Source organism: Neorhizobium sp. USDA 3394 (assembly GCF_056280385.1).
In genome coordinates this window covers 1,256,566-1,269,635 of the sequence record NZ_JBWCDU010000001.1, presented here as the reverse complement: position 1 = coordinate 1,269,635, position 13,070 = coordinate 1,256,566, and the positions used below count along the sequence as shown (strand labels likewise).

The window sequence follows — 13,070 nt, the reverse complement described above, 5'->3', positions numbered from 1 at the left end:
TTCAGGTCTCGAATCTTCATCTCATATTGGCCGTCTTCCCGGATAATTTTATCCGACTCTGTGAATCATTTTTGGAATAAACCCGTGAGCAGCGATGCAACAGTTCGCGTCGCGAAGCCGTCGGCTTCGTTGGCGCTGGTGAATGCGGCAGGTTGGGGCAAAGGCTTCTCGATACTGACCCGTATTACCGTCATGGCCTTCCGTCATCCGTGGCAATCGAGCTTCGCGATCGGCGCGACCCTGATCGCCTCTGCCTTCCAGCTGATGATCCCGCGGCTGCTTGGGCAAGCGGTGGACCACACGCAGGTGGCGCTGACCGGGGGCGATGCCGGCCAGGCGGCGCAGGATGCGTTGTTGACGACCGCCCTGCTGCTCCTCGGCGCCAGCGTGCTCCGCGGCGTTTTTACCCTGTTCCAGAACTACTACAGCGAGGCGGTCGGCCATCATATGGGCTATCGCCTCCGGCTTGCCTGTTACGAAAAGATCCAGCGGCTCTCCTTCAGCTTCCATGACAGCATGCATTCGGGCGACCTGATCACGGTCGGGCTTCTCGATCTCGAAGGCGTGCGCATGTATTTCTCGACCGCGCTGGTGCGCATGGTCCTTTTGACCGTGCTGATCGGTTTCGGCGCCTATCTTCTGCTGTCGACCGATGTGGTGCTCGGCCTGCTGGCCCTGAGCTTCGTGCCCTTCGTCGGCTGGCGGTCGTCGGTGACGCAGCTCCGCCTGCGCGCCACCTGGCTCGACCTCCAGGAACGGCTTTCGGTGCTCACCCGCGTGATGGAAGAAAACCTCGGCGGCATCCGTGTCGTGCGCGCCTTCGCCGCCCAGGACCACGAGCTCGAAAAATTCGACACGGCATCGAAGAGCGCCGTCTCGCTCGCCCATCAGCGCGTCGGCATCCGGGTCGCCAATACCAGCGCCATGACCCTGTCCTTCTTCGCCGCCATGGGCCTGGTTCTCTGGGTCGGCGGAAACAAGGTGATGGCCGGCCAGATGACGGTCGGCACGCTCACCTCCTTCCTCACCTTCATGACCATCCTGCAGATGCCGGTGCGCCAGCTCGGCCTGATGGTCAACGCCTTTGCCCGTGCCTCCACCTGCGGCGCACGCCTCTTCGAACTGCTCGACCTCGATATCGCCATCAAGGACGAGAAGGACGCGAAGGAGTTGAAGGTCACCGACGGCACGCTGCGGTTCGAAAATGTCGACTTCGCCTATCCTGCGGCTGAAAACCATCAGGTCCTGACCGGCGTGTCCTTCGAGGCGAAGCGCGGCGAGACGATCGGCATCGTCGGCCCGCCCGGCAGCGGCAAGTCGACCATGGCCCACCTGATCCCGCGTTTCTACGATGTGACGGGCGGCCGGATCACCATCGACGGCCAGGACATCCGCCGCGCGACGCTGCAATCGCTGCGCCGGTCGGTGGCCGTGGTCCAGCAGGACAGTTTCCTGTTCACCACGACGATCGAGAACAATATCGCCTATGGCGATCCGTGGGCGAAGGAAGGCCGCATTGAGCGCGCCAGCGAAAGCGCCCAGCTCCACAATTACGTGCTCGGCCTGCCGACCGGCTACGGCACGGTCGTCGGCGAACGCGGCGTTTCGCTGTCCGGCGGTCAGCGCCAGCGCCTGTCGATCGCCCGCGCGCTGATGCTGCGCCCGGCGGTGATGGTGTTCGACGACTCGACGGCGGCAATCGACGCCGGCACCGAGCAGCGCATCCGCAGCGCAATGCGTAAATATGCAGCCGACCGGGTGACGATCATCGTCGCCCATCGCCTGAGCTCGCTGATGCATGCCGACCAGATCCTGTTCATGGAAGAAGGCCGCATCGTCGAAAGCGGAACGCATGACGAGCTGCTTGCGCTCGGCGGGCGCTACAAGGCGCTTTACGATCTGCAGGTACGTCCGGGCGACGACGCGCTCAGCGCCTGAGGGAGGATACATGGCCGAGGAACTGGAAACCGAACGCTCGGACGTTCGCGAAGACGGCAGGCGCCCGCCCCGCGCGGTGGTCGGCTCGCACCGCATCGAAGAGGAAATCTTCGGCAAGGTCTTCGACAAAAATATCGTCAAGCGCATCTGGGCCTTCGTGCGGCCCTACCGCACCAAGATCTACTGGGCCGTGCTGGCGGTGCTCTGTTTTACGGCGATGCAGCTCCTCATCCCGCTGATCATTCGCTACGCGATCGACCACGGCATGCAGGCGGGCGCAGACAGCCAGTCGATATTGATCTGGTCTATTGTTGCCTTTCTCGTGGCGATCGTCATCAATTTCGGCGCCAGCTATGCCCAGGAAACGTTGGTCGGCGGCGTGGCCGAAGACGTGCTCTTCGATATCCGCAGGGCGATGTTCACCCATCTGCAGCGCGTCTCGCTCTCCTGGATGGACAAGACGGAAGTCGGCCGCCTGATGTCGCGCCTGCAGGGCGACGTCAACTCCATGCAGGAATTCCTGGAAACCTCGGTTCTTTCGGTCGGCGACATCACGCTGCTGTTCGGCATCGTCTTCGTTATGCTGACGCTCGATTTCAAGCTCGGCCTGTTGACGCTCTGCGCGCTCCCCGTCCTCTTCGTCGTGCGCCTGTTCTGGCTGCCGCGCGCGCGAAAATCCTTCATGGCCGCGCATGAGACCAACTCGATCGCCAACGGTGCGCTGGCCGAAGCCATCCATGGCGTGCGCGCCGTCCAGAGCATGGACCGCCAGAGCGTCAACTTCATGCTCTATGACGACAAGGCCCGCGCCAACCTCAACACCCACCTGAACGCGGCGAAATACGCCCAGGTCATGGTACCGATCGTCGACTCTCTCACCGGCCTTGCGATGGCTCTCGTCGTCGTGGTCGGCGGTGCCCGCGTGCTCAACCAGGCGCTCGACGTCGGCGTCATGGTCGCCTTCCTGTTCTACATCCAGCGCTTCTTCGACCCGATCCGGTCGCTGACGCTGCAATATTCGGTGATGCAGCGCGCCATGGCGTCCGGCCAGCGCCTGACGGAGGTCCTGGACGTGCCGGTCGACATCAAGGATGCGCCGAACGCCAAGGTCCTCTCCCCGGAGATGGACGGCTCGGTCGAGTTCAAGGACGTGGTCTTCGGCTACAATCCCAAGCACCCTGTCTTGAAGCACGTGAGCTTCAAGGTGAACCCGGGCGAGACGGTCGCACTGGTCGGCCCGACGGGTTCGGGCAAGTCGAGCTGCATGTCGCTGATCCACCGTTTCTACGACGTGCAGCAGGGCCAGGTCCTGGTCGGCGGCCACGACGTGCGCGACCTGACGCAGGAATCGCTTGGCCGGCAGATCGCCATGGTGCTGCAGGAACCGTTCCTGTTCACCGGCACGGTGTTCGAGAACATCCGCTACCACAAGACGGACGCGACCCGCGAACAGGTGGTCGAGGCGGCAAAAGCTGTGGGCGCCCACGACTTCATCATGCGCATGCCGGACGGTTACGAGAGCATTCTCGGCCAGCGGGGCGGCAATCTCTCGCTCGGCCAGCGCCAGCTCCTGAGCTTTGCCCGTGCCCTGGTGGCGGACGCGAAAATCCTGGTGCTCGACGAGGCGACCGCCAATATCGACAGCTATACGGAAATGCTGATCCAGAAGGCGCTGGTGAAGCTGCTCGAAGGTCGCACCGGCCTCGTCATCGCCCATCGCCTTGCTACCATCCGCGAAGCCGACCGCATCATCGTGCTGCAGAATGGCGAGCTGATCGAGAGCGGCAATCACCGCGAGCTGATGAAGAACAAGAAGCTCTATTCGAAGCTTTACAACCTCAACTACTCGTCCTTCGACGATATCCCGGAGGATGTCATCGAAGAGGCCGTGACCGAGCAGGCGACCTGAAGCCAGTTTCGACGTTTCCCCCTTGCCCGGAAACCGACGGCCGGTAACAGGCCAGAGCACAAAAAAAGCCCGGAGGCGTCTGACGCATCCGGGCTTTCGAGTTTCATCTGGCAATCTTGAAGGAAGGCCTCGCCTCAGCGGCGCTGGTTGTAGACGTCGACGCAGACGGCGCCGAGCAGAACCAGGCCCTTGATCACCTGCTGGTAGTCGATGCCGATGCCGAGGATCGACATGCCGTTGTTCATCACGCCCATCAGGAAGGCGCCGATGACTGCGCCCGTCACCTTGCCGACGCCGCCATAGGCGGATGCGCCACCGATGAAGCAGGCCGCGATGACGTCCAGCTCGAAGCCGGTACCGGCCTTCGGCGTGGCGCTGTTGAGGCGTGCGGCGACGACGAGGCCGCCAAGCGCCGCAAGCACGCCCATGTTGACGAAGGTGAGGAACACCAACCGTGTCGTCTTGATGCCGGAAAGCTCGGCTGCGCGGGCGTTGCCGCCGACCGCATAGATCTGCCGGCCGATGACGGTGCGGGTGGTGAGGAAGCTATAGGCGGCGATCAGCACAGCCATGATGATCAGCACGTTCGGCATGCCGCGATGCGACGAGATCAGGAAGGCGATGTAACCGACGCCGGCGAGGATCAGCAGGTTCTTGGCCACGAAGAAGCCGAACGGCTCCGACTCGACGCCATGGGCAATACGCCGTTTGCGGCCCGCGAAATTCTGCACGATGAGAATGACCGCAAGCAACAGCCCGAGCAGGAACGAGGTGATGTAGAGGCCGCCTGCCGACGAGATCAGCTCGACGACATAACCGGACGAGAGCTTCTGGAAGATCGGCGGGAAAGGCCCGATTGCCTGGCTGCCGAGGATGGCGATCATCAGTCCGCGGAAGACCAGCATGCCTGCCAGCGTCACGATGAAGGACGGTATCTTGAAATAGGCGACAAAATAGCCCTGGATCGCCCCGATCAAGCCGCCGACGGCAAGGCTGATGACGATGACGACGGCAAAATTGAGACCCCACTGGACCATCAGCAACCCGGCAAAACCGCCGATGAAGCCCGCGACCGAACCGACCGACAGGTCGATATGGCCGGTAACGATCACCATCAGCATGCCGAGCGCCATGATGACGATATAGGAGTTCTGCAACACGATGTTGGTGACGTTGAGCGGCTTCAGGAGCACGCCGTCCGTGGCGATCTGGAAGAAGATGACGATCACGACCAGCGAAATCAGCATGCCGAAATCGCGCAGATTGTCCTTCAGAAAACCGCCCACGCTCTGAGGCGTCGATATCGTTTCCTGCGGAGTACTCATTATTCTCTCCCTTTGCGCCGCATGATGGCGCGCATGATATTTTCCTGCGTGGCTTCCTCGCCGGCCACTTCGCCGACAAACGCACCTTCGTGCATCACCACGATACGGTCGCAGATGCCGATCAGCTCGGGCATTTCCGACGAGATGACGATCACCGCCTTGCCCGCATCGGCGAGTTCGTTGATGATCGTATAAATTTCATATTTCGCGCCGACATCGATGCCGCGCGTCGGCTCATCGAGAATGAGCACGTCAGGATCGGTGAACAGCCATTTCGACAATACCACTTTCTGCTGGTTGCCGCCGGACAGCTTGCCGGTTTCCTGGTAGACGTTGTGGCTGCGGATGCGCATGCGGGTGCGGAATTCCTGCGCCACCTTCATCTCGGCGATGTCGTCGATGACGCCGCGCGAGGACACGCCGCCGAGATGGGCGAGCGAGACGTTCTTGCGGATGTCTTCCGGCAGGATGAGGCCGAGTTGCTTGCGGTCCTCGGTCACATAGGCAAGGCCGGCCTTGATCGCCTTGTGGACGTCGGAAAGATCGAGTTCCTTGCCGTGCAGCTTGGCGGTGCCGGTGACGTGGCGCCCCCAGGAGCGGCCGAACAGGCTCATGGCAAATTCGGTGCGACCTGCACCCATCAGGCCGGAAATGCCCACGACCTCGCCGGCGCGCACCTTCAGCGAGACGTTCTTCACCACCTGCCGGTCCGAGTGCATCGGATGATAGGCGGACCAGTTCTCGACTTCGAAGATCACGTCGCCGATCTTTGGATCACGCTTCGGATAGCGGCTTTCCAGATCGCGATCGACCATGCGGCGGACGATCTCGTCTTCGTCGACGGGACCGGCATGGCAGTCCAGTGTCCCGACGGTGCGGCCGTCGCGCAGCACCGTGATGCGGTCGGCGACCTCGGAAATCTCGTTGAGCTTGTGCGAGATCATGATCGAGGTAATGCCGTTGCGGCGGAATTCCTTGAGCAGTTCCAGAAGAGCAGCGCTGTCCGTCTCGTTGAGCGACGCGGTCGGCTCGTCGAGGATCAGCAGCCGCACGTCCTTGGACAGCGCCTTGGCGATTTCGACCAGCTGCTGCTTGCCGACGCCGATATTGGTGATCAACGTATCCGGCTGCTCAGTGAGGCCGACCTTTGCAAGCAGGGCCTGGGTGCGCTTGTGTCGTTCGCTTCGGTCGATAACCCCGCGGCTCGCCGGGGGATTGGTCAGGAAGATGTTTTCCGCGATCGACATCAGCGGAATGAGTGCCAGTTCCTGATGGATGATGATGATGCCGAGCTTTTCGGAATCGTTGATGTCGCGGAAATGCCGCTCCTCACCACCGAAAAAGATGGAGCCCTCGTAGGAACCGTGCGGATAAACGCCGGAAAGCACTTTCATGAGGGTCGATTTGCCAGCGCCGTTTTCACCGACGAGGGCATGGATCTCACCCTCCTGAACGGCGAAGCTGACATCGGAAAGCGCCTTGACGGCGCCAAAGCTCTTCGAAATCGCCCGCATCTCGAGGATGGGTGGCTTTTCGGCGAGCGGAACGGGATCGAGCATGATCACTCCGAAAAAAAGGGTCCGCGCGGCAGAATACCACCGCGCGGATTAAAAGGCTTACTTGAGCTGCGATTCTTTGTAGTAACCGCCATCCACCAGAACCTGCTTCCAGTTGGTCTTGTCAACCACGACCGGCTTCAGGAGGTATGACGGAACGACCTTCTTGCCGTTGTCATAGGTCTTGGTGTCGTTGACGGTCGGCTCCTTGCCGCTCATCGCAGCATCGACCATGTCGACGGTGACCTTGGCAAGATCGCGCGTGTCCTTGAAGATCGTCGAATACTGTTCGCCGGCAATGATCGACTTGACGGACGGAACTTCAGCATCCTGGCCGGTAACGACCGGCATCGCCTGACCGCCCGAACCGTAACCGACGCCCTTCAGCGACGACAGGATACCGATCGAGATGCCGTCATAGGGTGACAGAACGCCGTCCAGCTTCTTGCCGGAATAGGTCGACGAGAGGATCGCGTCCATGCGGGACTGGGCTGTTGCCGGGTCCCAGCGCAGCGTTGCGACCTTATCCATGCCGATCTGGCCGCTGCCGACCTTCAGCACGCCCTTGTCGATCAGCGGCTGAAGCACGCTCATCGCACCGTTGTAGAAGAAGAAGGCATTGTTGTCGTCCGGCGAGCCGCCGAAGAGTTCGATGTTGAACGGGCCCTTTTCGGTGTCGGCCTTGAGGCCCTTCACCAGCGAGGTGGCCTGCTGAACGCCGACCTGGAAGTTGTCGAAGGTGGCGTAGTAGCTGACGTTCGGGGTATCGCGGATCAGGCGGTCATAGGCGATGACCTTGATCTTCTGGTCGGCGGCCTGCTGCAGCACGTCGGAAAGCGTCGTGCCGTCGATCGAGGCGATGACGAGAACCTTGGCGCCCTTGGTGATCATGTTTTCGATCTGCGCGAGCTGGTTCGGGATATCGTCTTCAGCGTACTGAAGGTCGGTCTTGTAACCGCGCTCTTTCAGAACCTTGACCATGTTGTCGCCGTCCGCGATCCAGCGGGCGGAAGACTTGGTCGGCATGGCGACGCCGACGAGGCCCTTTTCCTGGGCACTGGCCGGAGCCGCGACGACCAGACCGGCCAACATGGCCGCGGTCGCGAGATATTTGAACATTCGCATGGATTACTCCTCCTTTGGAGCGGCTCCCTTCGAGCCGCCAATCTTTTCTAAGGGCGGCCTCCGCCGCCCTGGGGATCGAAATAGTCAGTGATTGTCGCGCGGAATGCCGTTGGTCTGGGCAATCCGCTGGTATTTGACCGCTGGCTCCAGAACTGCGCCTGTTTCGAGCTGGCCGACATAGTGGCGCTGGATTTCCTGCCAGGGCGTCTGATGCTTCGGGTACTGGTAGCCGCCCTCTGCCTCGAGGGCCTTGCGGCGCTCCGCCATTTCCTCGTCGGAGATCAGGATATCCGCGGTGCCGCGGCCGACGTCGATGCGCACGCGATCCCCCGTCCGCAGGATGGCAAGACCACCGCCGGCGGCCGCTTCCGGCGAGGCATTGAGGATCGACGGGCTGCCGGACGTTCCCGACTGGCGACCGTCACCGATGCAGGCGAGCGACGAGATGCCCTGCTTCAGGAGATAGTCCGGCGCGCGCATGTTGACGACTTCGGCAGCACCCGGATAGCCGATCGGACCGGCACCACGCATGAACAGGACCGTATGCGCGTCGATTTCGAGCGACGGGTCGTCGATGCGGTGATGATAGTCCTCCGGCCCGTCGAACACGACCGCCCTGCCTTCGAAGGCTTCCGGATCGTTCGGGTTGGAGAGATAACGCTGGCGGAATTCCGGCGAGATGACGCTGGTCTTCATGATCGCCGACGAGAACAGGTTGCCGCGCAGCACCCGGAAGCCCGCATGGGCCTTCAAAGGCTCGTCATAGCGGCGGATGACCTTTTCGTCCTCGATGATGGCGCCGCGGCAGTTCTCGCCGATCGTCTTGCCGTTGACCGTCATGGCGTCCTCATGGATGAGGCCCTGGGTCATCAGCTGATTGACGACGGCAGGGACGCCACCTGCATGATAATAGTCCTCGCCGAGATATTCGCCGGCCGGCTGCAGGTTGACGAGCAGCGGCACTTCTTCGCCGTAGGCCTGCCAGTCGTCGACCGTGAGTTCGACGCCGATGTGGCGGGCAAGCGCGTTCAGGTGGATCGGCGCATTGGTCGAACCGCCGATCGCCGAATTGACGCGGATGGCGTTGATGAAGGCTTCCTTGGTCAGGATGTCGGAGGGCTTCAGGTCTTCCTTGACCATCTCGACGATGCGAAGGCCGGTCAGATAGGAGACCTCCTGCCGGTCGCGATAGGGCGCCGGGATTGCCGCCGAGCCCGGAAGCTGCATGCCGAGCGCTTCCGCGAGCGAGTTCATCGTCGTCGCGGTGCCCATCGTGTTGCAATAGCCGGTGGACGGCGCCGAAGATGCGACGAGCTTCACGAAGCCCGCATAGTCGATCTCGCCCTTGGCCAGCAGTTCTCGAGCCTTCCAGACGATGGTGCCGGAGCCGGTGCGCTCGCCACGGAACCAGCCGTTCAGCATCGGACCGACCGACAGCGCGATCGCCGGAATGTTGACGGTGGCCGCCGCCATGAGACAGGCCGGCGTAGTCTTGTCGCAGCCGATCGTCAGCACGACGCCGTCGAGCGGATAGCCGTAGAGGACTTCCACCAGGCCGAGATAGGCAAGGTTGCGGTCAAGGCCGGCGGTTGGACGCTTGCCCGTTTCCTGGATGGGGTGGACCGGGAATTCGATGGCGATGCCACCTGCCTCGCGGATACCCTCGCGCAGGCGATGCGCCAATTCCAGATGATGCCGATTGCACGGCGAAAGATCGGAACCCGTCTGGGCGATGCCGATGATCGGCCGGTCGGACTGCAGTTCGGCCTGGCTGAGACCGAAATTCATGTAGCGCTCGAGATAGAGCGCCGTCATGTCGACGTTCGACGGGTTGTCGAACCACGCGCGAGAGCGGAGCTTGCGGACCTCCTGCCGGCGCTGGTCGGTTTCGGCGATCTCGTTCGAGGTTACGTTTTCGGAATTGGTCATCATCAGTCCTCAAATACGTCTGTTTGAATGCGCCGGCCCAGCATAAAGGCATCGGCGACATGCACCAGCGGCGAGAAATCGGTATCGCTGCGGCTTTCGGCCACCAGCGCCACGAAGTCACGATAGAGATTGCGGTATTCCCTGTCTTCCTCGACGATCGCGCTCTGGCCATCGACGAAAAGGCGGCTGCCGCCATGGGTCAGGACAATCGGGCCTTCGTCGGTCTCGACGCGGATATCCCAGGTCTGCGGTCCGGTCTGGCGCCAGTCGAATTCGGCAGAGACCGGTATGCCGCCATCCGTTTCGAAGGACAGGCTTGCCGCAATCGGCGCCGCCCGGTTGGCCGGGAAGGTCAGTTCGGAACGGGTAAGGTGAAAACTTTCCGGCAGGATGCGCGTGACGATCGACAGCGCGTTGATGCCGGGGTCGAAGACGCCGAGGCCACCCGGCTCCCAGATCCAGGCCTGACCGGGATGCCAGTGGCGGACATCTTCCTTCCACTCGACCGTTACGCTGCGGATGTTCCGCTTTGCGAGCAGGGCCCGCGCCGGCTCGACGGCAGCGGCAGCCCGCGAATGCCAGGTCGAAAACAGCGAAACGCCCTTCGCCTTGGCGAGCTTTTCCAGCGCATAGACTTCCGAAAGCGTCGCACCCGGCGGTTTTTCGAGCATCACATGCTTGCCGGCATCGAGTGCGGCCTTTGCCTGCTCAAAACGCCCCACGGGCGGCGTACAGAGAGAAACGGCGTCGAACTTGACGTCCGAAGCGAGCAAATCGCCGATCTCATGGAAACAGGCGATGTCGTCGAGCTTGGCGTGGCGGCTGGCGACGGCCACGAGTTCAATGCCGTCGGTTGCTTCGATCGCGCCGAGATGCTGATCCCTTGCGATCTTTCCAAGCCCGACGATGGCGATACGAATGGGAGCCATGGCCGCCTCAGAGCTTCTTGATCGTCACGGGCGCATCCGCCGCGACAGCCAGCCGGTTGACCAGCGGCAATTTGAAGGGGGCCGCGGAAATCTCGAAAACGTCGCCCGGCTCCGTCTTGATCCCCTCGGAGAACGACAGCGTCGCCGTTCCGAAGAAATGCACATGCAGATCGCCCGGCTGCCGGAAGATATCGTATTTGAAATTATGATGTTCGAGGTTGGCGATCGTGTGCGACATGTTCGCCTCGCCCGAAAGGAACGGCTTTTCGAAGATCACCTCGTCGCCGCGCCGCACGCGTGATGTGCCTTCCACGTGGTCCGGCAGGTCGCCGACCAGAAGTTCCGCGCCGAGGGCGGCCTGGCGGAGCTTGGAATGGGCGAGCCAGAGATAGTTGCCCTTCTCGGTCACGTGGTCGGAAAATTCGTTGGCGAGACAAAAGCCCAGCCGGAAGGGCGTACCGTCCGGACCGATCAGGTAGATGCCCGCCAGTTCCGGCTCCTCGCCGCCATCGAGCGCGAAGGCCGGCGATACCAGATCGCTGCCGGTGGCGCGAAGCTGCGAGCCATTGCCCTTGTAGAACCATTCCGGCTGCACGCCGGCCTCGCCGGGTTTCGGCTTTCCGCCTTCGACACCCATCAGGAACATGCGCATCGAATCGGTCGGCTTTTCCGTCGCCTGCGCCGCCTTGTGCATCTTGTCGCGACCGTCGGCCGAGCCGAGATGCGTCAAACCGGTGCCGGCGACGATGAAATGTGCCGGGTCCGGATGGGTGATCGGCAGGCCAAGGCGCCCCTCGCCCGCGGCCTTTTCGAGGTCGACGACATCGCCGAGACCGGCCGCTTCGATCCGCTGAGCCAATGTCTGGCCGGCGGCAATCGCCTCGCGGGCGAGATCATAGGTGGACGAAACGCCGTTCACCGCACGGGCAGCACCTTCGCCATCCCACGCGACAACAATAGACGCACCAGCGCCATTCACGACCTGAAGAACCCGCAACATCGATTTCATCACCCAAATGCTTCCAATACCAACATGACGTCTCCTGCCGCCATGCCACTCCTCCCATCAGAACCATTCGGCCCGATGTAGTCATTAATACGACTATTGGATTGGTATCGGGCTTGTCAAGGAGGAGAAAAACAGCTTCCGGCAATCCCGACCTTTTCATTAAAGCCATTTATCATGAGGATTCAATCGATTGTTGCCATCAAAAACGGCGGGATAGCGCCTCTCTCTCAATTTCTTCAAAAATAGCGCTTGAAAAAGTAATATTATATGCCAATCCTTGAGCCGTCAGTTCGCTTTATCATCTCTGGGAGGATTTAAGATGAAAAGAGCTCTCGCGGCAGCTGTAGCCGCTCTTACCCTATCGTTGGCATCCGGCGTTTCCGCCGCGTCCCTGACCGTCGGTTTCTCGCAGATCGGATCCGAATCCGGCTGGCGTGCGGCCGAAACCACGGTCACCAAGCAGGAAGCCGAAAAACGCGGCGTTACCCTGAAGTTTGCCGATGCACAGCAGAAGCAGGAAAACCAGATCAAGGCGATCCGCGGCTTCATCGCCCAGGGCGTCGATGCGATCTTCATCGCCCCGGTCGTCGCTACCGGCTGGGATGCAGTCCTGAAGGAAGCCAAGGAAGAAAAGATCCCGGTCATCCTGCTCGACCGCGAGATCGACGCACCGAAGGACCTCTACCTGACCGCCGTCACCTCCGATCAGGTGTTCGAAGGCAAGGTCGCCGGCGACTGGCTGGTCAAGGAAATCGGCTCCAAGAACTGCAAGGTCATGGAACTCCAGGGCACGACCGGCTCTTCACCGGCCATCAACCGCAAGAAGGGTTTTGAACAGGCAATCGCCGGCCATTCCAACATCAAGATTGCCCGCTCGCAGACCGGCGACTTCACCCGCACCAAGGGCAAGGAAGTCATGGAAAGCTTCATCAAGGCGGAAGGCGGCGGCAAGGACATCTGCGCGGTCTATGCCCATAACGACGACATGGCGGTCGGCGCCATCCAGGCGATCAAGGAAGCTGGCCTGAAGCCCGGCACCGACATCAAGATCGTCTCGATCGACGCCGTGCCGGATATCTTCCAGGCGATGGCCAAGGGCGAAGCCAATGCCACGGTCGAGCTGACCCCGAACATGGCCGGCCCCGCCTTCGAAGCCCTCAATGCCTATCTCAAGGACAAGAAGGCTCCGCCGAAGTGGATCCAGACGGAATCGAAGCTCTATACCGCCAAGGATGACCCGATGAAGGTCTACGAAGCCAAGAAGGGTCTCGGTTACTGACCCTCCCGCCGCCCGGCTCCACCTCCTACCCCCTGGTAGAGCCGGGCGACTCCAGCAACCGGAGCAGAGTG

The 13,070-nt window shown here is 61.7% G+C and carries 9 protein-coding genes; 3 read left to right on the top strand and 6 right to left on the bottom strand.

Annotation, left to right across the window (positions count from 1 at the left end; translation table 11 throughout):
• The first annotated feature begins 84 nt into the window (after positions 1-84).
• Both ACZ9EJ_RS06015 and ACZ9EJ_RS06010 read left to right on the top strand, forming a co-directional pair.
• On the top strand, positions 85-1,938 hold the full coding sequence (locus ACZ9EJ_RS06015) for an ABC transporter ATP-binding protein (RefSeq protein WP_251090315.1): 1,854 nt from the start codon (positions 85-87) through the stop codon (positions 1,936-1,938).
• A 10-nt stretch (positions 1,939-1,948) separates the two neighbouring features.
• Positions 1,949-3,847, top strand: coding sequence for an ABC transporter ATP-binding protein (locus tag ACZ9EJ_RS06010; RefSeq protein ID WP_046639137.1), 1,899 nt, complete (start codon positions 1,949-1,951; stop codon positions 3,845-3,847).
• A 134-nt stretch (positions 3,848-3,981) separates the two neighbouring features.
• Here ACZ9EJ_RS06010 and mmsB read toward each other — a convergent pair whose 3' ends face one another.
• The 6 genes from mmsB to araD1 form a co-directional block, all read right to left on the bottom strand.
• Positions 3,982-5,172: a multiple monosaccharide ABC transporter permease gene (gene mmsB, locus ACZ9EJ_RS06005; RefSeq protein WP_046639136.1), complete on the bottom strand. Its 1,191-nt coding sequence runs from the start codon at positions 5,170-5,172 to the stop codon at positions 3,982-3,984.
• Positions 5,172-6,731: a multiple monosaccharide ABC transporter ATP-binding protein gene (gene mmsA, locus ACZ9EJ_RS06000; protein WP_046625795.1), complete on the bottom strand. Its 1,560-nt coding sequence runs from the start codon at positions 6,729-6,731 to the stop codon at positions 5,172-5,174. The genes mmsB and mmsA overlap by 1 nt, the downstream gene beginning before the upstream one ends.
• Before the next feature lie 57 nt (positions 6,732-6,788).
• Positions 6,789-7,820: a multiple monosaccharide ABC transporter substrate-binding protein gene (gene chvE / locus ACZ9EJ_RS05995; RefSeq protein ID WP_251090347.1), complete on the bottom strand. Its 1,032-nt coding sequence runs from the start codon at positions 7,818-7,820 to the stop codon at positions 6,789-6,791.
• A 117-nt stretch (positions 7,821-7,937) separates the two neighbouring features.
• Positions 7,938-9,782 carry an IlvD/Edd family dehydratase gene (locus tag ACZ9EJ_RS05990; protein WP_251090346.1) on the bottom strand — a complete coding sequence of 615 codons (1,845 nt, stop codon included), beginning with the start codon at positions 9,780-9,782 and terminating at the stop codon, positions 7,938-7,940.
• Positions 9,783-9,784: 2 nt separating this feature from the next.
• Complete coding sequence (locus ACZ9EJ_RS05985) at positions 9,785-10,711, bottom strand: Gfo/Idh/MocA family protein (RefSeq protein ID WP_046639134.1); 927 nt, start codon at positions 10,709-10,711, stop codon at positions 9,785-9,787.
• Positions 10,712-10,718: 7 nt separating this feature from the next.
• Entirely contained in the window at positions 10,719-11,711 is a 993-nt protein-coding gene (araD1, locus tag ACZ9EJ_RS05980; RefSeq protein WP_046626690.1) for an AraD1 family protein, read from the bottom strand.
• Between the two features lie 328 nt (positions 11,712-12,039).
• On the opposite strand from araD1, the gene ytfQ reads away from it, so the two are divergent.
• Complete coding sequence (ytfQ, locus tag ACZ9EJ_RS05975; protein ID WP_046625790.1) at positions 12,040-12,999, top strand: galactofuranose ABC transporter, galactofuranose-binding protein YtfQ; 960 nt, start codon at positions 12,040-12,042, stop codon at positions 12,997-12,999.
• The last annotated feature ends 71 nt before the right edge of the window (positions 13,000-13,070 follow it).